Genomic DNA, 25,385 nt, shown 5'->3' with positions numbered 1-25,385 from the left:
CGAGGACTTGAAACGGATAGCCCGACCCGGAGGGACACGCCCAACAAAAACTTAGAATCTCAGCGTCTCAGAACCTTAGAATCTTAAAGAAAAACTAACTAAACCACATATGAAAAATAAACAAATACTAATTATTGGGGTGTTTTCCCTGTTTACTGTTGGAAATATGAGTGCACAAAAAAAGCCGTATCTGGATAAGAATAAAACTGTTGAGCAACGTATAGATTTGCTTTTGCCATTAATGACGCTGGAGGAAAAAGTTGGACAGATGAACCAATATAATGGTTTTTGGGATGTTACTGGACCTGCGCCAAAAGGTGGAACAGCCGAATTAAAATACGAACATTTAAGAAAAGGATTGGTCGGCTCGATGCTTACGGTTCGTGGCGTAAAAGAAGTTCGTGCTGTGCAGAAAATTGCGGTTGAAGAAACAAGATTAGGAATTCCGTTAATTATTGGTTTTGACGTAATACATGGCTATAAAACGTTAAGTCCGATTCCGTTGGCAGAAGCGGCAAGCTGGGATTTGGAAGCCATTAAAAAATCGGCGGCGATTGCGGCAGATGAAGCTTCGGCATCTGGAATTAACTGGACTTTTGGACCAAATGTTGACGTGGCAAACGATGCGCGTTGGGGTCGTGTGATGGAAGGTGCGGGTGAAGATCCGTATTTGGGAAGTAAAGTGGGTTATGCTCGTGTGAAAGGTTTTCAAGGAGAAACCATTGCAGATTTGGCCAAAGTAAATACGATTGCAGCTTGTGCGAAACACTTTGCTGCTTATGGTTATGTTGAAGCAGGATTAGAATATAATATTGTAGATATCAGTAATTCTAAATTGTACAATTCGGTTTTGCCTCCTTTTGAAGCAACGGTTGAAGCGGGAGTTCGTACATTTATGAATTCGTTTAATACTTTGAATGGTGTGCCTGCAACTGGAAATGCTTTTTTGCAAAGAGATATTTTGAAAGGAAAATGGAAGTTTGACGGATTTGTAATTTCTGATTACGCTTCGATTCGCGAAATGATTGCACACGGTTATGCAAAAGACGAAGCCGATGCAACGGCAAAAGCGGTTATTGCAGGTTCTGATATGGATATGGAATCGTATTTGTATGTGGCAAAATTGGTTGATTTAGTAAAGTCAGGAAAAGTAAAAGAAGCTTTGATTGACGATGCTGTCAGAAGAATTTTGCGTGTGAAATTTGAATTGGGATTATTTGATGATCCGTATAGATATTGCGATGAAAAACGCGAAAAAGAAGTGGTTGGAAGTAAAGCCAATAACGATGGTGTTTTGGATATGGCAAAGAAATCGATCGTTTTATTGAAAAATGAAAAGAATTTGCTTCCGCTAAAGAAATCTGGACAGAAAATTGCTTTAATTGGCGCTTTGGCTAACGATAAAAATAGTCCGCTAGGAAGTTGGAGAATTGCTGCTTCTGATGATACAGCGGTTTCTGTTTTAGAAGGAATGCAGCAATATAAAGACAATCAACTGACTTTTGAAAAAGGGGGTGATTTACTGAAACAAAAAGCAACTTTCTTAACCGAAACGGTTTTCAATACAACAGACAAAAGCGGATTTGAAGCAGCGAAAAAAGCAGCAAAAAATGCTGATGTCGTGGTAATGGTTTTAGGTGAATACGGTTTCCAAAGCGGTGAGGGAAGAAGTAGAACTGATTTGAACCTCCCTGGATTACAGCAAGAATTGCTAGAAGAAATTTATAAAGTGAATCCGAATGTGGTTTTGGTTCTGAATAATGGTCGTCCGTTGAGTATTCCTTGGGCAGCAGAGAATGTTCCAGCAATTGTAGAAGCTTGGCATTTGGGAACTCAGACTGGAAATGCTGTTGCACAGGTTTTATACGGAGATTATAATCCGAGTGGAAAATTGCCAATGTCGTTTCCTAGAAATGTAGGGCAGGTGCCAATTTATTACAACAAATACAGCACAGGAAGACCGATAGACAGCGATAAAAATGTTTTTTGGTCGCATTACATGGATGTAGAAAAAACGCCTCAATTTCCGTTTGGTTTTGGATTAAGCTATACCACTTTCGATTATAAAAACTTGAAATTGAATAAAACGGCTTTTGCAAAAGGAGAAAAAGTTGAGGTAAGCGTTGAGGTTACAAACTCTGGAAATTACGACGGAAAAGAAGTAGTTCAATTGTACATTCATGATGAATTTGCAAGTATCGTTCGTCCAATAAAAGAATTGAAAGGTTTTGAATTGGTTAATCTGAAAAAAGGAGAAACTAAAACGGTAAAGTTTACTTTGACAGATAAGGAACTTGGTTTTTATAATAACGAAGGAGCTTATTTAGTAGAACCGGGAACTTTTAAAATCATGGTTGGAGGAAGTTCTGATAAAGGTTTGCAGAGTGGTTTTGAAATTAAAGACTAAAAGTTTTAATCTCGCAAGGGCGCAGAGTCGCAAAGTTTAGTTTTTAAAAATAAGATTGAATAGCGTCCAGCTTTAGCTGGATGAAAATAGCAACACAATCGAAAGGGCTTTAGCCAAACCTACAAAGTTTGGCTAAAGCCCTTTCTTATTCAAATCTTATTCCCCTAGCTGAAGCTAGGGGCTATTCAAAAGAAACTTTGCGACTTTGCGAGATTTATTAATCATATAAAATTTTTCTCCCGCAGATTTAGCAGATTCGGCAAATTTTTTTAATCTCCTAAATCTGCAAAATCTGCGGGAGTTTTTTGTATTTTTAAAATCTATTAAAACTCCAACTTTTAAATTAAAACAATGAAATATAACAGATGCGGGAAAAGCGGATTACTGCTTCCTGAAATTTCTTTAGGATTATGGCATAACTTCGGTTCGGTTGATAATTTTGAAAATGCCGAAAGTATTGCCATTGAAGCTTTTGATAAAGGAATTACTCATTTTGATTTGGCGAATAATTATGGTCCGGTTCCAGGTTCTGCCGAGGAAAATTTTGGTAAAATTTTATGGCATAATTTTCAAGGGAATCTTCGTGATGAAATCGTAATTTCTACTAAAGCAGGTTATACAATGTGGAAAGGACCTTATGGAGATTGGGGTTCGCGTAAATATCTTTTATCTAGTTTAGATCAGAGTTTGAAACGAATGAGCATTGATTATGTTGATATCTTTTACTCACACCGCCCAGATCCAGAAACGCCGATTGAAGAAACCATGATGGCTTTGGATCACGCTGTCAGAAGCGGAAAAGCTTTGTATGTTGGAATCAGTAATTATTCTGCTGAGCAAACCAGAGTTGCGGTTGATGTTTTAAAACAATTGGGAACACCTTGTTTGATTCATCAAGCAAAATACTCTATGTTGGAACGTTGGGTTGAAAATGGCTTATTAGATGTTTTGGAAGAAAAAGGAGTAGGTTGTATTGCGTTTTCACCTTTGGCTCAAGGATTATTAACAGATAAATATTTAAATGGAATTCCTGAAAATTCAAGAGCACATAATCCAAACGGACATTTGAAAGAAGATGAGGTGACGCAGGAGCGTATTCAGAAATTGATTCAACTTAATGAAATTGCTCAGAATAGAAATCAATCTTTGGCACAAATGGCTTTGGCTTGGCTTCAAAAAGATAAACGAATTACTTCTGTTTTAATTGGAGCTAGTTCTGTAAAACAATTGTGTAATAATATTGATTGTCTTCAGAATACTGATTTTTCGCAAGATGAATTGAATGCGATTGAAAAGATATTAGCATAATAAAAATGGGACATGTTGTCCCATTTTTTGTTTTTTGAAATATTAAAACATGTGATTTTTAAAATAAAGTTGTTTTTTCAGATGGATATTAATTCTTTAATTTTGTCGTTTCCATAATAATCATGTAAAAAGATAGGAAATGAATTTAAAACTCCAATTGTAGAATCTACAGTTATATATTTATCTAATTGGTTTTCAAAAATATTTAATTGAGATATGAGCCCAGTTGGAAATGAATAAAAATTATTAGTTATGTAATTCATTTTGTTTAAATGTGCTTCAATAAGTTTTTGCCACGTTTCATATTTATAAATAGTCATATTTTTTAATGTTTCTAAACAATTTTCGCTGACAATTTTTTTATAATTAATGTTTTCCTTACATTTAACTTTAAGATCTTTGAATATTTCATAATCTGAAATATGTTTTAAAGACTCTACCATAGGGTAGTTTATATATAATTTTCCTTTTTCAGTTTCTTCATTGAAAAATTCTAAAAGGTCTTTTAATTTATTATCATCGGCAATTATGTCGTGTCCATCATAATCAAAAAACATGTAGATTTCTGCAAAATCATCTCGATTATAATCTTTCAAAATTTCTTGATTTTGCTTTCTGTTTTTTAGCAATGTAAACGTTTCTAAATCATCATCATTTAAAATCTCTTTGTATACTTGATAGATTGTCGAACAATATGCACATTCAATAATTGTGTTTTCATTGAGGAAAAAATTTGTTAAATTTTTTGTAATTTGATTTTCTGTTTTCTCACCTTCGAAAATAAATAGAATTTTATTTGACATTAAATGATCCTGCTTTATACATTTTTTCAATATTGTGTGCTTCTCTCAATTCTTTTGGAGTGCTTTTTGCTAAAGATAGTATAGACTCTTTGTTCATTAAAAAATAGCAGTCAGGCCTTAACAAATCGTTTGTAATAATTGACGTATTATGAGTTGTCAATACAAATTGAACTCCTGTTTTTTTAAGTTCTTCCACAATCAATGCAGATAACTCATGATGATAAAAAGCATCAAATTCATCAATAAAAAGAAATGAAACCTTTGATTTTTCTTGAATTCGTTTGAACCAAAAATAAAACATTACAAGAGCTTTTGTACCTTGCGAAGCTATACTGAAAAATGGAATTGTTTTCCCGTTGAAGTTAAAGGCTAATGTTTTTTTATCATTTACATCAATAACTTTTAACTTGCATTCAATACCCGCTTTATTTAAAAAAAACTCTAAATCTTCAGTGTATTTTTTTTCAATTATATCTTCAATCACTCCTTGCTTACCAACTTCTATTCCTAGATAAAAATTACTTTGTAATGATCTGAAATAGAGCATTCCTTCTACAAACTTAAAAAAAAGATTAAAAATTTCGTTAGCCTTGTTTTTATCTAATTCCGTATTATTTTTAATATATTTTAATAAAGATAAATTATCGTTAGTAAGTTTGTTTTTAAGATTTTCAGCTCCTTTAAACTTAATAATGGCGCTGTTTTTTTTCTTTCTATCAAGAAATGCAAATTCTTCATCATTAATTGTGAATTTTTCGTATATAATAGTTTTATGATCGGTTTTTTTATATTCATAAACAACTTTGCATGAATTTATTAAAAATTCGTAATAAAAGTGAGCTGTTTCCGAATTATTATATGCATTTAAATAGACTAAATATTCAGTACTACTTTTGTTTGTTCTATCAGTTAAATGCTCAATTATATCAAAAATAGCTAATGCTAAATTTGATTTACCAACACCATTATGTCCGTAAACTAATGCATTATTAACAATGCCATTTTTGATACATTCACTATTAAATGTATATCCATTTGTTTCGCTTAAATCAAAAATAAAGTCTTTATTAAAACTTTTAAAATTTGATACCTTGAATTTGGTTAGCATAATTAAATTTTTTACAAACATATAAAAAAAAAACATGCCGTAAAAAAATTACGGCATTGGTTTTGCTAAATTCTATGTTTTATAAATGAAAAGTTATCGTAATTTAATTTTTTGATTTTATAATCATCGTCAATCCGCCTCCGCTAGCCAAACGATATTTTAATTTGGTTGTTGAATCAACGGTAATTAATTCTTTTTTATAATCGGTTGCGGCTTTGTCGGCATTTAGACCATCTGAGAAAATTTCGGCTTGGAATTTTTTGCCTTTTTCAAGGAAAGAAAAAACAATTGTAATATCTCTGGAATCCCAATTTGTGATGGCACCTAAATACCAAGAATTTCCTTTTCTTCTTGCAATAGAAACATATTTTCTAACTTCACCATCAAGAGCAATAGTTTCATCAAAAACCGTTGGGACTTTAGCGATAAAATCGGTGCTTTCTTGTTCTTTCATAAAAGCCGTCGGACTATCAGCCATCATTTGTAAAGGCGCTTCAAAAATAGTGTACAATGCCAATTGATGACATCTTGTTCCCTGACTCATTGGAGTTGAATGACTTGGCTTGAATTCGCTTTTTGTAGCATTTCGCATCGCGCCTGGTGTATAGTCCATTGGTCCCGCCATCATCCTAATAAACGGAATTGTGGTATCGTATAGCGGAACATCATCATTTGGTGTCCATTTATTATTTTCTAAACCTTTTACGCCTTCAAAATTTAAAATGTTAGGGAAGGTTCTCTGGATTCCTGTTGGTTTGTACATTCCGTGAAAATCAATAATCAATTTATGATTGGCTGCTTTTTGGGCAATATCATAAACCGAATTGACCATTTTGGCATCGTCACGGTCAATAAAATCTACTTTAAAACCTTTCACACCCAATTTTGCATAATTGTCAAAAACGGCTTCTGTTTTATCATTTATTGCCATCCATGAAGCCCACAAAATAATGCCCACGTTTCGTTCTTTCGCGTAAGCGATTAAAGCTTCCAGATCCACATTCGGATTATGTTTCATGATATCGGTTTCAACGCTCCATCCTTCGTCCAAAACCACATATTCAACTTTGTTTTTAGAAGCAAAATCAATATAATATTTATACGTCTGCGTATTAATTCCGGCTTTAAAATCTACATTGTAAATATTCCAGTCGTTCCACCAATCCCAAGCTACTTTTCCAGGTTTTATCCACGAGACATCCTTTATTTTGGAAGACTGGGCTAATTTCTGAACCATATCGTTATTGGCTAAAGCAGCATCATTTTCAGAAATGACAATCGCTCGCCACGGAAAAGTTCTCGTTCCTTTTGTTTTTACCAAATAATCAGCTCTTTCGGTAATCAGTTTGTTGAGGTAATTAAATCCGCCGTTAGTTTCTTGGGTTGGATATTTAGAAAAACGAGATTCAAAACCTGTTTTGTTTTTATTATTGGTTACAAATAATCCCGCATAATCTTCGAGATCAGCTTCTAGAAAAACAGCTTTTTTATGGTTTTTATAATCAATTAGAAAAGGTAAAAACGCCAAAGTATCTTTAGCAAATTCACTTATTTTTTTGTTTTCATAATGCGATTCAAACGAAGAAATAAATTGATCTTTCGGATTTCTTAAATCACGTACATACGGCATCAAAGTATTATGATCCTGATCGAAATTCAGAACCACTTCTTCATCTTTAACCGTAATCTCTTTTTTCTTTTTTGTGACGAAACGATATGCTGCCCCATCATCAAAAACACGAAATTCAAGAGCAAAATCATTTTTAAAATTTAGAATCAGTTTGTTGTATTGATCTTTAACCGTTTTCTTTTTGTATAAAGGCGTTTCAAAAGAAGTATTTACGCTCTCTTTTTTCGAATTTAAAACTGCTGGATTTTTTCCCAAAACCTCATTTTGATCTAAAGTCAAAGACATTTCAGATGGAGCCAAGATCAAATCTTTTTCATGCGAGATTGACCAAGATATTTTATCATTTACAGCAATTTTAACTTCGATTTTTCCGTCGGGAGATTTCAGAATAAAGTCTTGTTTCTTTTGTGAAAAAGAGATATTCAGAAATAAAAAACAAAAAAGAATAAATATATTTTTCATGCTGTACTTTTTATCAAATTTCGATTTTGTTATTCTGTAGAGACGCACCGCAGTGCGTATACGCCCAGTTTACGACGCGCATATTCGTTGTGCATAAGACGCACTGCGGTGCGTCTCTACAGAAAATAGGGATGAATGATTCTTTTATTTTTTTAATTCTGAATTGTATTTTTTTACAATTTCTAATGTCGATTTATCTCCATTAAAAACAGAATTTAAGCCTTGCGGTTCTTGCGGAGGATCTGTAGTCAAAGGCTCTCCAGGATTCCATTTTCCGTCTTGATGAATTGCTTTTCCTTCACCGCCATAACCCCAGAAATTGGCCGCTCTTAAAGGACCATTATTTTTAACGCTTTCTGCAACTCTTTCAAAAATATAACTGTAAAACTGATTTCTATAAATAGAAGATGCTCCCGCATTCAGGTTTTCATTTTCTCTCGGAAGTCCAAATTCTTCAATAATAATAGGTCTTTTCAGATTGTTGGCAACCTTGATGTGATCGTCAATGTATTTACCAGCGTTTTCAATAGTTTTTGGCATTGTTGCTTCTGCATTATCAGCTTTAAACCAATTCCAGTTTTTGGGCCAGATGTGCATCGTCAAATAATCGATGTTCGGATTTTGATGCGTTCTTTCGAAGATTTCCATGCTGTCGTTCGAACTGTTTTTTCCTTCAGAACCTGTAGAAACCAAATGATTTTTGTCTAAACTGTCAATTAAATCAACAATGTTATTGAGCCATTTCGTGAATTTAACTTCATTTTCTACTGTAAAAAGTCTCGGTTCGTTTCCAACCTGCCAAGACATAATCGTGTTGTCTTCGTTGTATTTCTTTTTAGAATACGCATTTGTTCGGCCAATAATAAACTTCACATGATTGTTTAAAGCTTCCATACAAGGCTCGCAACTATGAAACTGTTCTGTATACGACATAAACTGAGGCCAAGTATTTGGCGGAATATTCGGAACTGGAATTGCTCCTTTGCCATTCCATTCCAAGTATTGCGACATTCCGCCCGACCATTCCCAGTTATTGGTTAAGTACAAAACGGCGTACATGTTTCGTTTGCTCATTTCGCTAATCAAGAAATCCAATCCGTCCAATAAATCTTCATCATATTTTCCCTGCTCGTATTGCAGTGCTGGACGAACGGTAAAATCATATTTTCCGCCATCGGCACCCACTAAAACACGTAAATTATCGATTCCGTTTTTCTTCATTAAGTCCAACTCGCGCAAAAGCCTTTTACGATCGCCTATTTTTTTAGATGCCAACATGCTTCCGTACCAATAATTGGTTCCAATATAAGCGTACGGTTTATCGCCTTTGTAAAATTCATTTCCTTTTACGGTGATTTTTTCCTGCGCCTGACAAGCAATTGCGGTAAAAATCAAGGCCAATGAAAGGGTTTTAAAAAATCTGTTTTTCATAATTTATATTTTAAGGAGCTAATCCCGCTATCCGCTTTATCTTTTATGGTGAACCCCACCATAAAAGGATGCCGCTTCTATCGGGGCTAGGGCTTTACGTTCTGTAAGACGTTTTGATTTTTATTTGAAACCTTAATTTTCAATTCGATGAATAAGCTCTAGGCATGCTCGACCATTATGATAAGGACATTTCCAGAATCCGGCTTTGTCTTTTTTAATTAAGCTATAATCGTCATAAACTCCCCAATGCCATTCTCCATTTTGCTGATCGATCATGTATTTTTTTATGAATTTCCAGTTTCTGTATACGATATCCAAATATTCTTCTTTCCCTGTTAATTGATAGGCGTTGTAAAAACCAATTAAAGCTTCAGCTTGTGGCCACCAATGTTTTTCTGCAATCAACTCATTTTTTTTAGGATCATATTCGTACCATAAACCGCCATCAGCATCTAAACCTTCTTTGGTTACTTCTGCAATTTGAATGGCATATTTTTTATAATTGGCAATCAAAGTTTCATTTCCCGAAATTTCGGCACATTGCTGCAAAAGCCAAGCTGCTTCAATATCATGTCCGTACGAGATAACATCTGGTTTTTCTTTCCAGTTTTCGTCAAAAAACAAACGTAAATGTCCCGTTTCAGTATTGATAAAATATTTCTCGATGGTTCCTAATAATTCGATAATAGTGGCAAGCAGTTTCTCATCTTTCCAGACTTTATATAAATTCGCATAACCTTCAATAATATGAAGATGCGTATTCATGGTTTTCTTTTCGTTGGCATCTTTTTCGCTTAAACGCAAATCATCAATGGGTTGCCAATCTCTGGTAAAAGCTTCAAAATAGCCTTTGTTTATCTTATCATAGCTATGTTCTTGAATTTTTGCATATAAGTTTTTAGCAATTTCTAAAGCTCTTTCTTCTTTTGAAATGGCATAATATTCAGACAATCCATAAATCGCAAAAGCCAATGCATAAATCTGGTTTTTGGTGTCTTTTGGAGTTTTATCCTCATTTATACTCCAAAAAAGACCTCCAAATTGTGTGTCATAAAAATAAGAAGCAAGAAATTCGAATGCTCTTTTTGCCAGTTTTTTGTGGTTTTCGTTTCTAGTGGTTTGATAACTGGCAGAGAACGTCCAAAGAATTCGGGCATTCAGAACCGAACCTTTTTCTGCATGAGCAATTTGATGATCGTTAAAATCGATTTGACCAACAAAACCTCCATTTTGATCGTCAATAGTACGTTCCGACCAATAATTTAGGATAGAATCCAGTTCTGCGGTTAGTTCCGATTTTAAAAGCTTTCTTTGTAATGACACGATATTTTAAATTGCGTTATTTTTTTCGATTTGATTGATGATGGTTTGCACTGAACCAGCCGAAATAAAAGTATCTGCTGGAGTATTTATTACATAATCAACAAGTTTATCCACAGATGAAACCGCCACATGCATTCTAGTATCTGAAGAAGCGTAATAAACGTAAACCGTTCCGTCTTCGTCTTCGATCCATCCGTTAGAAAATAAAACATTCGATACGTCTCCAACTCTTTCGATTCCTTCTGGCCCCATAAAATGCCCTGCGGGAATGTGTGTTACTTTCGTAATATCATTCAAATCGGTCATGAACATATACAAAGTATAGCGTAATCCTGCTGCAGTATTTCGAACTCCGTGCGCTAAATGCAACCAACCTTTTGATGTTTTAATTGGAGCTGGACCCAAACCGTTTTTCAGCTCGTAAATCGTATGATATTGTTTTCCAAAAATGATTTTTTCGTCTTTTACAACAGGATTGGTCATGTCGTCAACGTAACCTAAACCAATTCCTCCACCGCTTCCAACATCAATAAAACCATCTTGTGGACGAGTATATAAAGCATATTTTCCGTCTACAAATTCTGGGTGCAAAACAACATTTCGCTGTTGTCCTGTGTTCGAAATCAAATCTGGAAGTCTTTCCCAGTTTACCAAATCTTTAGAACGCACAATTCCCGCATTGGCTACAGCCGAACTGGTATCGCCTTTTGGAGCTTTCGGATCTTTTCTTTCGGTACAGAAAATTCCGTAAACAAATCCGTCTTCGTGATTAATAAGACGCATATCGTACACGTTTGTATCGGGTTCTTCAGTTTGTGGAATCACGCACGGTTTATTCCAAAATTTGAAGTTATCAATTCCGTTTGGACTTTCGGCAATAGCAAAAAAAGATTTTCTGTCGATTCCTTCTACTCGAACAGCCAATAAATATTTTCCATTCCATTTTATTGCTCCAGCGTTAAAAGCTGCATTCACGCCAATTCTTTCCTGTAAAAACGGATTTGTATTTTCGTTAAAATCAAAACGCCAGTTTAATGGGATATGTGCCGCAGTAACGACAGGGCTTTTGTAACGTTCATATATGCCGTTTCCAACTATTTCTTGAGGTTCGTTTTTTTGCTCAAGCAATGTTTTATGTTGTTTTTCTAATGCCGATTTTCTTTCTTGAAAAGTGGCTGAAGATGTTATCGTTGTCATATCAATTGATTTCTATGTCTTTTGTTTTTAATGATTTTGATCTCTTTTTTCGTTTAAATCTTGTTCTATAATCTGTAATTTCTCTTCTGATAAAGGGTAAAATGCTATAAAAGCTACTGAAATTGCGGCCGCAATTGCTGGCAATATGCTTAACATTAGCTGAATTCCGTTTTGAGCTGTTGCTGTCTGCTCAACATTGGCCTGAAAACCGTAATATCCTAAAAGCCATCCAGCTCCTGCGCCACCAATCGTCCATCCAAATTTTTGTGACATTGATGAAGCAGAGAAAACTAATCCTGTTGCTCTACGTCCTTGTTTCCATTCAGAATAATCGGCACTGTCGGCGTACATGGACCAGATTAAAGGAAAAATACAGCCCGCACAAATGCTGATTAAAACTTGAAAACTCATGATTAAGAAAACGTCTTCTTTTCCGAATAAATAGAAAATCAGACTTAAAATGGCTGCCAAAGCCATTGCACCAAAAAAGGTTTTCTTTTTACCAATTTTATTGGCAATCGGTGTTGCAATGATTACTCCGATAATGTTTGCTGCTTGTCCTAAAACCAAATAAATTGAAGTTGGTGTCATGTGAAAATCGGTTCCGAAAAGCGAAAAATCGAAATTCACAGAACTGCTAACATAATATTTAAAGTAATAAACGGCAGCACCATCACGAATTGAATTGAATACCAAAGCTCCAATCCCTGCACCCAATAAAATCCACCAAGGCTTATTTTTCCAAAGATCTTTTAGATCTTCTTTCAAGTTATTCTGTTCATCAGCAATAGGTTTGATTCTTTCTTTCGTGAAGGCAAAACAAGCCCAGAAAAAGACAGTTGTAATTAATCCGAAGACGGCAATTGTTGCCAACCAGCCCGTTTTAGAATTTAGATTTCCGCCAAAATAATTTACCAAAGGTTCAATTAGCCAAAGCGCTAAAAGACTTCCTCCAAAAGCAAAAACCATACGGTAAGACGAAAGTGTATTTCTTTCTTTTCTGTCAGATGACATTACGCCCAAAAGTGAAGCGTAAGGAACGTTGATTAAAGAATAAATCATCATCATTAAGGAATAGGTCACATAGGCGTAAATGATTTTTCCTTTTTCATCAAAATCTGGAGTGTAGAAAGTTAAAACTCCAATCACGGCAAAAGGTATCGCTACCCAAAGTAAATAAGGTCTAAATTTTCCCCATTTGCTTTTGGTTCTGTCAGCCAGAATTCCAACAATTGGGTCAAAACATGAGTCCCAGATTCTAGTAATTAAAAACATAGTTCCTACTACAGCAGGCGCCAATCCGAAAACGTCGGTGTAGAAAAATAGCAGATACATGCTAAAGATTTTCCAGAACATAGAAGAAGCAGCGTCTCCAAGTCCATAACCGATTTTTTCTTTTAAACTAATTTTGTCGTGCATTGGTTATTTTTTAAGGTTGTAATTTATTTGGGGCAATTATTTTAATTTTTTCTGAATGTCTTTTTCAAAGATAGTCTCGTCAAGATTGTAAAAATCGATAAAATCTTTTTCGCTTACTTGGCCTGAAAATGGTGCATAATAATGCATTTTTTGCTCTTTTTCCTGCCATCCGTGGTTTCTCCAAAGCAATACATAAGAAATTTTATAATCTCCAATTGCTTTTAATAGAGTTCCCGTCCACCATTTTGGGTCTGGAACGGCTTCATAACCAGCTTCAGCGAGCGCCATTAATTTGTGTTTTTTTGAGCTGATTTCGTTTAATATTTTAAATTGATTTTGAACTTCAGCAACGAATTTTTCGCCATTTGGATCATTACTGTTTTGGTAGGTGTCAAAACTCAACATGTCAGTATAATTATCTCCAGGATAATTGGCTAGAAAGTCGTTTTCGCTTCCAAAACTACCTGTGTTATAAACATAAATCAAGTTGTGAACCCCTTTCTTCTGAAGGTAATCAAAAGTGAATTTCCAAGCGGTTTTGAATTCCTCTGCAGTGCAGTTTCCTTTTCCCCACCAAAACCATCCGCCGGTAAGTTCGTGAAAAGGTCTGAAAAGTATCGGAATGTTTTTGCCATTTTTATCTTTTAAAGACAAAAAGAAAACAGCTGCTTTGTCTAGCCAAGAAGTAAATTTTTTATGATTTTCTGCTCCAGGCAAAATCGTTTTTAAAGAATTTGGAACATTATCCCAAGCATTTTTTCCTGTTGCAGGATTGTCAAAATGCCAGCTGATAGTCGAAATTCCGCCTCTAGAATCTGCTTCAATTATATATTGTTTCATTTTAGCAAAAGGAACTCCATCAATATTATTCGGACTGTCATTTTCTAATCCCGCAATATCCCAGCCATAAACCGCAGGATAATCTCCAACAACCTCTTTAATGTCGCTGCGCCCGTCTTCGTATTTCCATTTTACTCCATAAGCCAAATCGTCTTGATGTCCGAATAAGAAACCTTTTTGAGTTAAAGTATTAAGTTCTTTATATAAAGTTTTAGTTTCTATTGTTGCTTTTTTATCTGAAAGTGACAAATTAGTATTACTAGTGCTTTTTTGAGACCAACACGAACTGCTTAGTGCAGTTACAGTTAAAAGCGTTAAAAAATGTTTTTTCATCGAAAAATAAGAGTTGGCTGTTTAGCTAAATGCTAACTAAACAAGGGTTTACGGTTTTTAAATAATAGCATTTCTTCTGTCGAAAATTCTCTATGCTATTAGCGTTAAAATTATTAAAACTATAAAAAGTTATTTAATAAAAAATGATTAATGTTTATTATTAATGTTCTTTTTAAAGAAATGATAAATTAATTTTTTCAAAGATAAACGGATGATTATAGTGTAATTAATATTATTTTATCAATTATATATCATATTATTGCATCAAAAAAAGAACATTTGTTTTCCTGAAATAGTTTTTAAGATGAGTAATACGAAGAATTTTTATAGAGAAATAGCACCGCTTGCTGCGAGTGACAGCTTTTTGGTTTTTGATCGTGTAAAAGATAGTTTTGATTTTCCAGTTCATTATCATCCAGAATTTGAGATCAATTTTATTCAGAATGGAAAAGGGGTTAAAAGGGTTGTAGGAGATAATATTGAAGAAATTGATAATGTCGAGCTAGTTTTGATTGGCCCCAATTTATATCACGGATGGGAATTGAATAAATGTACAAATAAAAAGATACACGAAATTACGATTCAATTTCATAACGATTTATTTCATGAATCTTTGCTTGCGCGACGTATCATGAATCCGATTCGCGATATGTTTAATAGATCAATTCACGGAATTCTTTTTTCTAAAAAAACAGCCGAAGAATTGATGCCGAGACTCGTAAGGCTTTCTAAGCTGGATGGTATGGATTATTTTTTAGAGATTACTTCTTTATTGTATGATCTGGCCAATTCTAGAAATCAGCGTTTGCTTTCGACTTATACAGTAGACTATGATACTTTTGATGATTATGATAAAATGAAGTTGGTTTACGAATATGTGCAAAAGCATTTTTCTGAAAAAATCACTTTAGAAGACGTGGCAAATGTGGCGAGTATGTCGATAATTTCTTTTAACCGATTCATTAAAAAGAGGACTGGAAAAACTTTTGTGAATTATATAAATGACATTCGTATTGGTTATGCGGCGCGTTGGCTGGTAGAAAAAGATATGAGTGTTTCTGAAGTTGCTTTTAAATCTGGTTTTAATAATATAGCTAATTTCAATCGTAGTTTTAAAGCTACAAAAAATTGTACACCAAGCCAATATCGTGAAGAGTTTTCTGGTTTAAAACGAATTTTATAGTGATACTTTTTTATCACAAATAAATATTATTTTTAACGAAAACGTTTGATTTTTAAGATTTCATTGGTTTTTTTGCATCGTTTGTGTTCTAGAGAGAGGTATGATTGCGAATAATTTAAAATTTATACGCTTTTATTTTTATATGTGTTTTTTTAAGGGCTTATAGTAAAAATATTATCATTAAATGATATAATACTATCGATTTGATAATCCTCTCTGTTATAGATTTGTTAAATAATTTAAAAGTAAAAATTACCCAGGCATTTACTTTTGGATTATGCAATAAACAAATTTAACTAACCAAACACTTATTATGAAAAAACTAATGACTAGCTTTATTCATTGGAGGGCTGACCACAAAGCCATTCCTTTGATATTATTTTTGTTACTGACTAGTAATTTTATTACGGCTCAGGTAAAGGTTTCGGGAACTGTATCTGATGAAAAAGGGTTATCTATACCAGGTGCCAATATCATAGTTACAGCTACAAAGAAGACGGCTTCAACAGATTTTGATGGTAAATATTCTATCGAAGCACCTGCAAACTCTACTATTTCTGTTTCATTTATTGGATATGTTTCGCAAACTATCAATGTTAAAAATGGCGGAACAGTAAACGTTGTCTTGAAACTTAGCGCAGAAGATTTGCGTGAAGTTTTGGTAAACGTAGGGTATAGAAGCGTAAAGAAAAAGGATTTGACAGGAGCTATTTCTACTGTTACTACTAAGGATATTGCAGACTCTCCACAAGTATCTGTAGATCAATTGTTACAAGGACGTGCTGCTGGGGTAACAGTTACGAACAATTCTGGACAGCCAGGAAGTAGTGTGTCGGTTAAAATACGTGGAACTACTTCTATCTCTGGAACCAATGAGCCCTTGTATATTATAGATGGTATTCCGATTTCTGGAGATGCTGCCAATACTGCAACTGGAGGTTCAATTGTTACAGGTTATTTAGGATCGAATACAGGAAACGTAACTTCAAGCCCAATAGCTTTTTTAAACCCTAACGATATCGAAACAATGGATATTTTGAAAGATGCTTCTGCAACTGCTATCTATGGTTCTAGAGCGTCGAATGGAGTTGTAATTATTACTACAAAAAGAGGAAAAAAAGGAGCAGGAAAAATTACCTATGACACCTATTTTTCTATTCAAAATGTTACTCGTTTATTAGATACAATGACTTTGAGCCAATACGCTGAACAGCAAAATGCTTTGGCAGGTGTTTATGGTGTAGCGCCAAGAGATGAATTTGCTGTTCCATCTGTTTTAGGTAAAGGAACAAATTGGCAAGATGAGATTTATAAAACTGCGATAATGAACAATCACCAGATTTCATTTTCGGGAGCAAAAGACGGTACTAACTATTATATTTCAGGAGGTTATACTAATCAGGAGGGTATTGTTATCGGTTCTGGTTTCAAAAGATATAGTTTTAAAACAAATGTTGACAGCAAACTAAAAGATTGGCTTACTGTTGGAGTGTCTGTTGGAGCAGGTGTAACCAATGAAGATATTACCATTAATGGTGCTAGTAATGGTATTATCAGTACTTCTATTTTGTCTACGCCAGATGTTGCGGTAAAAGATACGAATGGTAACTATGCTGGTCCGCCAGCAGATGGGTCAATTGGGGTTTGGATTAATCCGGTAGCTTCTGCATTGATGAATACTAATAAGTTGATTAAGAAAAATTTTATAGGAAATTTTTATGCTAACTTTAGAATTGCCAAAGGATTGGAGTATCGTTTTGACTTTGGTGGATCTACTAATATAGATAATTTTGAAGGTTTTCAGCCTACTTATAAATGGGGTTCAGCGGTTAGAGAAACCAATATGCTGACAGAGAGAGCAAACAATTGGTATGGACTGAACGTTAAAAACGTTTTAACTTATAAAGTTGATGCTGGGAATCACCATTTTAATGTTTTGGCTGGTCAAGAGGCAAATGATAGTCATTGGTTTGGTAATTCGCAATCTGTTTCTGGGTTATTAAGTAATGATATTCATTCTATTAGTTTAGGAGATCCTGATTCAGTTGTTGCTTCAGAATATAAAGGAAGTTCTGCTTTATATTCTTTCTTCGGATCTTTTAATTATGACTATGATAATCGATATGGTTTACAGGCAACCATGAGAGCAGACGGAAGTTCTAATTTTGGTCCAGGTGAAAAGTGGGGTTACTTTCCTTCAGTTTCTGGGTATTGGAAACTTTCGAACGAAAAGTTTATGGAAGGAACTAAAGAATATATTGATAATATCAAATTTAGAGGTGGATATGGAGAGACTGGAAATCAAAATATTGGCGGTGGCGGTTATATGAGCACGGTTCGTGCAATCAAATCGGCAATGGGGAACTTCTTTACGGTTAATAATATTGCAAATCCTGATTTAACTTGGGAAACTTCCAAACAAACCAATTTAGGTTTAGATTTTACACTTTTCAAATCAAAACTTCAAGCAACATTTGATGTATACAAAAAAGAATCTGAAGGATTTTTATTTGTGTTGCCATTGCCTTACTACGTTACAGGTACAGATGCGTATCAGGGAGGTTTAGGAGCGCCAAGTGTAAATTTAGGAAGCTTAAGAAATCAAGGTTTTGAGATGACTTTAGATTATAATGAGAAGTTTGGAAAAGATTTTTCATGGAATTCAAAAGTAATTTTCTCTACAAACAAAAATAAATTGTTGAGCTTACAAGATAATTTCGATTTGACGAAAGATGTATTGCTTAATGATTATACGACAAAAGCGGTAACTAAAACTATAGTTGGTCAGCCAGTAGGTCAATTTTACGGATATCAAGCAGTTGGTATTATCAGAACGAACGAACAGTTGGCGAATGCACCAATTCCTTTTACAGGAAATAAAGCTGTTAAAAGCCAGTTGGGAGATGTTGAGTATGTAGATCAAAACAAAGACGGTTTGATTGATGATAAGGACTTAACCTATATTGGTAATCCAGCACCAAAATTCACTTACGGTTTCAATAATACTTTTAAGTATAAAAACATTGATTTAGGTGTTTTCTTACAAGGATCTTATGGTAACAAAGTAATGAACTTAACAAGACGTGCTGGTACTAAAAACCAGCGTCTGTATGAAAATCAATTGGCAGAAGCTGCGGATTTTTGGACACCAGAAAATACGGATGCAAAATATCCAAGACCTGATGGCGGAGACGGACATCCAAATATTGCAATCTCAGATCGTTATGTAGAAGATGGTTCGTATTTAAGAATTCAGCAAGTTACTTTAGGGTATAATATGCCTTCAGATGTGCTCTCAAAAGCAAGCATTAGTAAGTTAAGATTTTATTTTGGTATTCAAAATCTTTACACATTTACCAAATATACAGGCTATGATCCTGAAATTGGATCATATAACCAAGATCCATTATTATCAGGAATCGATTCAGGGCGTTACCCAACCAATCGTAGTTTCACTTTTGGAATGAATTTAGAATTTTAATTACTACTCTTATGAAAAAATATATCAATATAAAGACCTTAGTTTTATTCTTAACGCTAGGTTTGGCAACTACTTCTTGCAGCGAAGATTTCTTAGATCGCCCTTCTGAAGATAGTTACAGCAGTGATCAGTTTTATAATACCGATGAGCAGGTAGCAAGAACTACTTACGGAATGTATGGTGCAATGTGGGCGCCTTATTATACTAAAAACTTTTACGCATTGTCAGAACTGTCATCAGGGAATTGTTTGGCTTATGCCGATGGACCAGAGCTGATTCAGTTTAAATTGACTTCTGATAGTCCAATATTGTTAGATCCGTGGAGAGCTTGTTTTGCAATTATAGCACAAGCTAATAACTTGATTAATAATATTGAAAAAAATGCTACTGCAGAGGTGAATAAAGCGGTAATTAAAAATACGATTGCTGAAGCACATTTTTTTAGATCAATAGCTTATTTTTATTTGGTTCGTTTGTATGGGCCAGTGCCTATTATTGAAGATAATTTGGCTTTGGCCAAAGATCCGATGGTGAATACCAATAGAATTGAAGATGTTTACACATTCATCGAAAACGACTTAAAATTCGCTGCAGCCAATCTAAAATCAAAAATTAGATCTAGAACTCCTGGCAGCGAGAATATTTTTGTGACGCAAGGTTCTGCTGAAGCATTTTTAGCCAAAGTATATTTATATGAGAAGAAATATGCAGATTCTAAATTAATGGCAGAAAAAGTGATTAACTCAGGCGAATTTGGATTACTGCCAAATTTTGCAGATTTGTTTTTGACAAGTAAAAATAACAACGAAGAATCTATTTATTCTTGGCAATGGTCTGGCGCTATCAATACTTATGGAGGAGGAAATTTCTCTAATATTCAATATGGTCTAGATATCTTGAATGATAATGCTTCATACGGTGCTACTTATGTGCCAAGTAATGACGTTCAAGATGCTTTTGAAATTGGCGATTTAAGAAGAAAAGAATCTTTTATGATTTATGGAGATTCTTATCCTAACATTAAAGGAGATGGTGTTGTAGGTTTTGTTATGGATAAAACGAAATATCCAGATGTATTAGCCAATACAGGAGCAGCTGTTAAGAAATATGTTGTAGGGCAAGTTACTAGCGAGACAGGTCCAGCTGATGGATGGGGCGGAATGAATAACTGTAATTATATTATGCGTTATGCCGATCTTTTATTAATACATGCTGAGGCAACTATGGCTGGAGCTGATGAAACTACTAATGCAGCAGCAAAAGAATCATATAACAAAGTGAGACTTAGAGCGGGTCTTGCAACTTTAGGGAATAATGTGCCTTTAACAAAAGCGGCTTTGTTTCGTGAGCGTAGAGTTGAATTTGCTTTTGAAGGAGAATTTTGGTTCGATTTAGGAAGGTTGCCACGTCAGGAAGCAATCAATATAATTTCTCAGCAAGATAGAGGTTTCGATTCGCAAGGGGTAATACATTATACGCCAACGCCAACTGATTTTATTTATCCAAAACCAGATGTCGAAGTTAGAAAAAATCCAAAATTGAAAGAGGCACCGGTTCCTTACACTTTCAAATAATTTTTTAAAAGTAAATCACTATGAAAAATATAAAAAATAGAATGTTATTGAAGTTGTATTTTTTAGCTTCGATTTCAATTTTCCTATTCGCTTCTTGTTCCAATGATGATTCGGCAGGTGGTTCATCTGGAAAGCTTGAAGTAACTGGAATTAGCAGATCTGTTGTTGATGACCCTTTGGTTGAAGGAGATAGAAAAGTTGATGTTCCTACAGATGTTATTAATGCAGGAAATTACTATATCATTAGAGGATCTGGTTTTGCGACATTGCAATCAATTTCGTTTAACGGATTAGAGTCTTATTTTAATCCAACATTCGTAACAGACAATGCAATTGTGGTTATGGTAGATTCAAAAACGCCATACTATAATGAAATGGACGAAATGAAGATCGTGACCAACTTAGGTACTCTGAACTATAAAGTGGCGATCAGACCCCCAAGTCCTAATATTAAAGGGTTTCCTGTCAATGCAAATCCAGGAGATGTCATTACCATTACAGGAGAATATTTCTTGCGTCCTGTAGTTAATTTTGGAGATATCCAAGTTGAGCCAGTATCTTCTACTTTAACAGAAATTGTAGTTAAAGTTCCTGAAGGAAGTTATTTGAAAAATTTATCGGTAACAAATGTGTCTGGCACAACAGTAGCTCCACAAGTAATAGGTTCTGAAATATATGATGATGCTTTCACTAATATTTGGGGCTGGCAATCGCTGTGGGATGGAACAAATGAGTTTGATGCTTCTTATGCTAAAGATGTTTATCAAGGGACTAAATGTATTCAATGGAAAGCAGGTGAATGGGATGGATATGTTATTGGTATTAACAACTGGTCTTATCATGATACAGATAAATTCAAAGCGGTAAGATTTTGGGTTAAAGGTGAAAAAGCAGGAAAAGTAAAGTTTTTTGCTAATGGAGATGCTGAGAAAAACATTATGGTAGTAGATGTCAGAACTTCTTGGACTTATGTTGAGGTGCCATATAGTTCGCTAGGTAATCCAACTGAATTATCTCAAATTGGATATCAAGAATTTGGAGGTTTCGGAGGAAATGTGATCTATCTAGATGATATCGGATTGGTGTTAAAATAATTGTTAGGATTCAAATAAAGATTTCGACAAAAGTTCGGTCTATTAATCAGAATCCATAATTAAAAAACTAAAAGAGAATTTATGAAAAATATATATAGTAAAATAAAACATATTGCTCTAAGTGTCTTTTTGGTTGTTGCAGCTTCTTCCTGCGATAACGAAATTGAAGATATTGGTGGAGCAGAGCAAAATTATAATACAGCATATGGCCTAATTCAGGCAAATAGTAATTTAACTTCGTTTACAAAAGCAATAAAATTAGCGGGTTTAGAATCGACATTAAATACAGCTGATAATTACACGTATTTTGTTCCTAACGATGCCACTTTCGATGCTTATTTGGTAGCCAATGGATATGTAAATGATCTGGGATATCCAGATATAACACTTGTTCCTGTAGAAGATTTAAAACAACTTGTTTTAAGTCATGTTATTAAAGGTGTTAAAAAAAGAGTGGGCAAACTTGCAGGGGTTGAAGCCGATTATTTAGAAACGGGAGATTATGCTACAATGGCAAATGGTGTAAATTCAGATTTATACTTGTTAAGCATTAACGTAACCAACGGCGTTTTGAAGGTAAACGGATCTGATAAAGAAGCTCCAGGATTAGATTATTACGGAACAAATGGTTTTGTGAATGTTTTGAGTAATGTTATTGAGTTAACTCCGCCAGCTCCGGTAATTTCAGGATTATCGCAAGTGTTAGCTTCTGCGGGAGATGTTATTACAATTACGGGACAAAATTTTGTAAAAGTTAAAAGCGTAAAATTCGGATCTACTGAAGCGACATTTACTGCGGTTTCTAAAACAGAAATAAAAGCAACTGTTCCAGCTGATTTTGATTCATATGCGCTTATTGTTGTAGAAACGGAGTTTGGGGTTTCTGCTCCAAGCGGAATCGGACTTAAATATTTATTATACGAAGACTCATTGAAAGGATGGGGCTGGGGCTGGGGAGGAGACATTACCTGGGAAAGCACAGAAAAAGTAAGCAGAGGTACACATGCAATCAAAAAAGTTGCAGAAGCTTGGAGCGGACTTTTCATGCACTCTGATCTTCTTCTAAAAGCTACAGATTATCAATTTGTTAAAATGTCAATATTCCCAACAGAAAGCACTAAAATTATGGTGACCATAAACAGCGACACGGGCGATTCTGCTAAAGGTACGACAGTTGTTTTAGTGCCAGGACAATGGAACAATATTTCAATTCCTATTTCGGCTCTACATCCTGAGCTTTTAACAGATGGAAATTTTGATAGTGTGTTTATTCAAGAATTTTCTGGAGGAACAATTACTCCTTCTAGCGCATTTTATATAGACGATATCGGATTTTTATAAAAAAAAATAATATGTTATGAGTTAGTTTGAGGTGTTCCCTAATTGAAAAATTAGGGAATATCTTTTTATAGATCTTTTTTAAATGAATAAAGAATGAAAAAAATAATTTTAGGATTTCTTCTGAGTATTTCGAGTTTTGCTTTCAGTCAGGGCAACACACATAAACAGCAGGGCGGAAAATTTGAAGGATTGGCAATGACACCTCCAATGGGCTGGAATTCATGGAATACGTTTGCAACTAATATTGACGAAAAGTTAGTAAAAGAAACGGCAGATATCATGGTTTCTTCCGGTTTGGCAGCGGCAGGTTATAATTATATTGTTTTAGACGACGGATGGATGACGCACGAGCGTGATGCAAACGGTGATTTGGTGCCTGATCCAGAAAAATTTCCAAGCGGAATGAAAGCACTTATAGATTATGTGCATAATAAAGGTTTAAAGTTCGGATTGTATAATTGTGCAGGAACAAAAACTTGCGCAGGTTATCCTGGAACAAGAGGTTACGAATATCAAGATGCGAGGTTTTATGCAAAACTCGGAATCGATTTTTTAAAATACGACTGGTGTAATACGGAAGGGATCACAGCAAAAGAAGCTTACGCCACAATGAGTAATGCCTTAAAAACAGCTGGTAGACCAATTGTTTTTAGTCTTTGCGAATGGGGAGACAATCAGCCGTGGGAGTGGGGAAAACCAATAGGAAATCTTTGGAGAATTTCTGGAGATATCTATCCGTGTTTTGATTGCGAATTCAAACACCCAGAAAATTGGTCGTCTTGGGGATTCATGAAAATCGCCGATATGCGAAAAGATATTCGTAAATATTCAGGTCCAGATCATTGGAACGATTTTGATATGATGGAGGTTGGAAATGAAATGAACGATACCGAAGATAAAACGCATTTTGCAATGTGGTGTATGCTTTCCTCTCCTTTATTTACAGGAAACGATTATCGTAAAATGTCTAAAGAAACTTTGGCAATTTTAACCAACAAAGAATTGCTTTCTGTAAATCAAGATAAATTGGGAATTCAAGGTTTTAAATCTGCAATTTTAGATGGAGTAGAAGTATGGGTAAAACCGCTTTCAGATGGAGCTTGGGCAGTAAGCTTTGTCAATAGAACCGAAACTTCAAAAAAAGTAAATTTCGATTGGAAGAAAAACAATATAAAAGATGCTGATTTTGGTTATGAAGCCGATTTTAGCAAAACAATCTTCAAAATAAAAGATCTTTGGGAAAACAAAGAAATTGGAAATACGAAAAAGGCTTTTGTTGCTGAAATAGCTTCTCATGACGTAATTGCTTTAAAGTTAATTCCTTAAAATTATATAGTATGAAATCGAAGGTTTGGTATGCTGCTTTTTTTCTTTTATTATTTGTAAATCTTTCAAAAGCACAATTTGTGAAAAAACACGGGCAATTGAGCGTTCTAGGTACTCAGCTTGTGGATAAGGAAAATAATCCGATTGTGCTACGCGGCTTAAGTTTTGGATGGCATAGTATGTGGCCGAGATTTTATAATGAAAAAGCAGTAAGTTGGTTAAAAAAAGATTTTAATTGTAATGTAGTCCGCGCTGCAATGGGAATCGAATTAGGAGACTACTCCTATATAAAAGATCCGCAGTTTTCTAAAGAGAAGATAGAGGCTGTTATAAATGGAGCTATAAAGTCTGATATATATGTCATTATAGATTGGCACAGTCATAATGTAAATTTGAAAGAAGCAAAAGAATTTTTTGCAGAGATATCAAAAAAGTATGCCAAGTATCCCAATATAATATATGAAGTATTCAACGAACCGGATTATGAGACTTGGTGGGAAGTGAAAAACTATGCAGAAGAAGTTATTAAAGTTATTAGGGAGAACGATCCTAATAATATAATATTAGTAGGCTGTCCGCATTGGGATCAAGATATTGATCTTCCTGCAGAAGATCCGATAAGAGGTTATACTAATATAATGTATACAATGCACTTTTATGCGGCAACGCACGGTAAGGAATTAAGAGATAGAACCGATAGGGCGATAAAAAGTGGTTTACCAGTTTTTATTTCGGAATCGGCAGGAATGGAAGCTTCTGGCGATGGACCTCTAAACTATAGTGCTTGGCAAGATTATATTGATTGGATGGAAGCTCGGAAATTAAGCTGGATTACGTGGTCTGTTTCAGATAAAGATGAAACATGTTCTATTTTGAAAAAATCGGCAAAATCGGAAGGAAAGTGGAAAGATGAAGATTTGAAAGATTCAGGAATCAAAGTCCGAGAATATTTAAAGAAATACAATAAAGAAGAATAATCTTTTTTTTTATAGTTTAAATAAAGAAAGTCTGCTCGTGTTAGAGCAGACTTTTTTGTTTTTTAAACTTCTGTTTTTTGCTAAAAATACAGAGGTAATTAGTGTTTAAAAGGTAATATAATTTGATGTTGTTTTTGTAGGAATAATT

At 34.5% G+C, this 25,385-nt stretch carries 17 protein-coding genes; 9 read left to right on the top strand and 8 right to left on the bottom strand.

What is annotated here, in order from left to right:
* Window positions 1-109: 109 nt before the first annotated feature.
* Both bglX and mgrA read left to right on the top strand, forming a co-directional pair.
* Window positions 110-2,407 carry a beta-glucosidase BglX gene (bglX, locus tag ACFO3N_RS08590; protein WP_379796893.1) on the top strand — a complete coding sequence of 766 codons (2,298 nt, stop codon included), beginning with the start codon at window positions 110-112 and terminating at the stop codon, window positions 2,405-2,407.
* A 351-nt stretch (window positions 2,408-2,758) separates the two neighbouring features.
* The gene (mgrA, locus tag ACFO3N_RS08585; protein WP_379796891.1) at window positions 2,759-3,715 is read left to right on the top strand and encodes an L-glyceraldehyde 3-phosphate reductase; all 957 of its coding nucleotides are present in this window, start codon (window positions 2,759-2,761) and stop codon (window positions 3,713-3,715) included.
* Window positions 3,716-3,792: 77 nt separating this feature from the next.
* Here the strand turns inward: mgrA and ACFO3N_RS08580 are convergent, their stop codons facing one another.
* The 8 genes from ACFO3N_RS08580 to ACFO3N_RS08545 form a co-directional block, all read right to left on the bottom strand.
* Complete coding sequence (locus ACFO3N_RS08580) at window positions 3,793-4,518, bottom strand: hypothetical protein (RefSeq protein WP_379796889.1); 726 nt, start codon at window positions 4,516-4,518, stop codon at window positions 3,793-3,795.
* Window positions 4,508-5,626 carry an AAA family ATPase gene (locus ACFO3N_RS08575; protein ID WP_379796886.1) on the bottom strand — a complete coding sequence of 373 codons (1,119 nt, stop codon included), beginning with the start codon at window positions 5,624-5,626 and terminating at the stop codon, window positions 4,508-4,510. The genes ACFO3N_RS08580 and ACFO3N_RS08575 overlap by 11 nt, the downstream gene beginning before the upstream one ends.
* Before the next feature lie 103 nt (window positions 5,627-5,729).
* Entirely contained in the window at window positions 5,730-7,718 is a 1,989-nt protein-coding gene (locus ACFO3N_RS08570) for a glycoside hydrolase family 97 protein (protein WP_379796884.1), read from the bottom strand.
* Window positions 7,719-7,862: 144 nt separating this feature from the next.
* Window positions 7,863-9,149, bottom strand: a complete 1,287-nt coding sequence (locus tag ACFO3N_RS08565) for a glycoside hydrolase 5 family protein (RefSeq protein WP_379796882.1) — start codon at window positions 9,147-9,149, stop codon at window positions 7,863-7,865.
* A 132-nt stretch (window positions 9,150-9,281) separates the two neighbouring features.
* The gene (locus tag ACFO3N_RS08560) at window positions 9,282-10,472 is read right to left on the bottom strand and encodes an AGE family epimerase/isomerase (protein ID WP_379796880.1); all 1,191 of its coding nucleotides are present in this window, start codon (window positions 10,470-10,472) and stop codon (window positions 9,282-9,284) included.
* Window positions 10,473-10,478: 6 nt separating this feature from the next.
* Window positions 10,479-11,669 (bottom strand): glycoside hydrolase family 130 protein, encoded by a 1,191-nt coding sequence (locus tag ACFO3N_RS08555; RefSeq protein ID WP_379796877.1) that lies wholly within the window; start codon window positions 11,667-11,669, stop codon window positions 10,479-10,481.
* Between the two features lie 27 nt (window positions 11,670-11,696).
* The gene (locus ACFO3N_RS08550; protein ID WP_095931033.1) at window positions 11,697-13,088 is read right to left on the bottom strand and encodes an MFS transporter; all 1,392 of its coding nucleotides are present in this window, start codon (window positions 13,086-13,088) and stop codon (window positions 11,697-11,699) included.
* Window positions 13,089-13,124: 36 nt separating this feature from the next.
* On the bottom strand, window positions 13,125-14,261 hold the full coding sequence (locus tag ACFO3N_RS08545; protein ID WP_379796875.1) for a glycoside hydrolase family 26 protein: 1,137 nt from the start codon (window positions 14,259-14,261) through the stop codon (window positions 13,125-13,127).
* Between the two features lie 304 nt (window positions 14,262-14,565).
* Here ACFO3N_RS08545 and ACFO3N_RS08540 point away from each other — a divergent pair, with 304 nt between their 5' ends.
* The 7 genes from ACFO3N_RS08540 to ACFO3N_RS08510 all read left to right on the top strand — a co-directional run bounded on the left by ACFO3N_RS08540 (window position 14,566) and on the right by ACFO3N_RS08510 (window position 25,237).
* Window positions 14,566-15,444, top strand: coding sequence for an AraC family transcriptional regulator (locus ACFO3N_RS08540; protein WP_250837084.1), 879 nt, complete (start codon window positions 14,566-14,568; stop codon window positions 15,442-15,444).
* Window positions 15,445-15,757: 313 nt separating this feature from the next.
* Window positions 15,758-18,925 carry a SusC/RagA family TonB-linked outer membrane protein gene (locus ACFO3N_RS08535; protein ID WP_379796873.1) on the top strand — a complete coding sequence of 1,056 codons (3,168 nt, stop codon included), beginning with the start codon at window positions 15,758-15,760 and terminating at the stop codon, window positions 18,923-18,925.
* 11 nt (window positions 18,926-18,936) lie between these two features.
* Entirely contained in the window at window positions 18,937-20,499 is a 1,563-nt protein-coding gene (locus ACFO3N_RS08530; RefSeq protein ID WP_379796871.1) for a RagB/SusD family nutrient uptake outer membrane protein, read from the top strand.
* 20 nt (window positions 20,500-20,519) lie between these two features.
* Window positions 20,520-21,593 carry an IPT/TIG domain-containing protein gene (locus ACFO3N_RS08525; RefSeq protein WP_379796869.1) on the top strand — a complete coding sequence of 358 codons (1,074 nt, stop codon included), beginning with the start codon at window positions 20,520-20,522 and terminating at the stop codon, window positions 21,591-21,593.
* An 81-nt stretch (window positions 21,594-21,674) separates the two neighbouring features.
* On the top strand, window positions 21,675-22,934 hold the full coding sequence (locus tag ACFO3N_RS08520; RefSeq protein WP_379796867.1) for a fasciclin domain-containing protein: 1,260 nt from the start codon (window positions 21,675-21,677) through the stop codon (window positions 22,932-22,934).
* 93 nt (window positions 22,935-23,027) lie between these two features.
* A complete protein-coding gene (locus ACFO3N_RS08515) occupies window positions 23,028-24,260 on the top strand; it encodes a glycoside hydrolase family 27 protein (protein WP_379796864.1) in 1,233 nt (410 codons plus the stop codon).
* Window positions 24,261-24,271: 11 nt separating this feature from the next.
* Window positions 24,272-25,237, top strand: coding sequence for a glycoside hydrolase family 5 protein (locus tag ACFO3N_RS08510; protein ID WP_379796862.1), 966 nt, complete (start codon window positions 24,272-24,274; stop codon window positions 25,235-25,237).
* The last annotated feature ends 148 nt before the right edge of the window (window positions 25,238-25,385 follow it).

This window comes from Flavobacterium chungangensis (assembly GCF_042654045.1).
GTDB classification, from domain to species: domain Bacteria; phylum Bacteroidota; class Bacteroidia; order Flavobacteriales; family Flavobacteriaceae; genus Flavobacterium; species Flavobacterium chungangensis.
Note: the sequence above shows the minus strand (reverse complement) of the source record. Positions and strands in the feature narration are given on the sequence as shown.

What these genes read in the sequence shown, in the direction of transcription:
- bglX (WP_379796893.1), top strand. Translation starts at nt 110, where the DNA reads ATGAAAAATAAACAAATACTAATTATTGGGGTGTTTTCCCTGTTTACT.
- mgrA (WP_379796891.1), top strand. Translation starts at nt 2,759, where the DNA reads ATGAAATATAACAGATGCGGGAAAAGCGGATTACTGCTTCCTGAAATT.
- ACFO3N_RS08580 (WP_379796889.1), bottom strand. Translation starts at nt 4,518, where the DNA reads ATGTCAAATAAAATTCTATTTATTTTCGAAGGTGAGAAAACAGAAAAT.
- ACFO3N_RS08575 (WP_379796886.1), bottom strand. Translation starts at nt 5,626, where the DNA reads ATGCTAACCAAATTCAAGGTATCAAATTTTAAAAGTTTTAATAAAGAC.
- ACFO3N_RS08570 (WP_379796884.1), bottom strand. Translation starts at nt 7,718, where the DNA reads ATGAAAAATATATTTATTCTTTTTTGTTTTTTATTTCTGAATATCTCT.
- ACFO3N_RS08565 (WP_379796882.1), bottom strand. Translation starts at nt 9,149, where the DNA reads ATGAAAAACAGATTTTTTAAAACCCTTTCATTGGCCTTGATTTTTACC.
- ACFO3N_RS08555 (WP_379796877.1), bottom strand. Translation starts at nt 11,669, where the DNA reads ATGACAACGATAACATCTTCAGCCACTTTTCAAGAAAGAAAATCGGCA.
- ACFO3N_RS08550 (WP_095931033.1), bottom strand. Translation starts at nt 13,088, where the DNA reads ATGCACGACAAAATTAGTTTAAAAGAAAAAATCGGTTATGGACTTGGA.
- ACFO3N_RS08545 (WP_379796875.1), bottom strand. Translation starts at nt 14,261, where the DNA reads ATGAAAAAACATTTTTTAACGCTTTTAACTGTAACTGCACTAAGCAGT.
- ACFO3N_RS08540 (WP_250837084.1), top strand. Translation starts at nt 14,566, where the DNA reads ATGAGTAATACGAAGAATTTTTATAGAGAAATAGCACCGCTTGCTGCG.
- ACFO3N_RS08535 (WP_379796873.1), top strand. Translation starts at nt 15,758, where the DNA reads ATGAAAAAACTAATGACTAGCTTTATTCATTGGAGGGCTGACCACAAA.
- ACFO3N_RS08530 (WP_379796871.1), top strand. Translation starts at nt 18,937, where the DNA reads ATGAAAAAATATATCAATATAAAGACCTTAGTTTTATTCTTAACGCTA.
- ACFO3N_RS08525 (WP_379796869.1), top strand. Translation starts at nt 20,520, where the DNA reads ATGAAAAATATAAAAAATAGAATGTTATTGAAGTTGTATTTTTTAGCT.
- ACFO3N_RS08520 (WP_379796867.1), top strand. Translation starts at nt 21,675, where the DNA reads ATGAAAAATATATATAGTAAAATAAAACATATTGCTCTAAGTGTCTTT.
- ACFO3N_RS08515 (WP_379796864.1), top strand. Translation starts at nt 23,028, where the DNA reads ATGAAAAAAATAATTTTAGGATTTCTTCTGAGTATTTCGAGTTTTGCT.
- ACFO3N_RS08510 (WP_379796862.1), top strand. Translation starts at nt 24,272, where the DNA reads ATGAAATCGAAGGTTTGGTATGCTGCTTTTTTTCTTTTATTATTTGTA.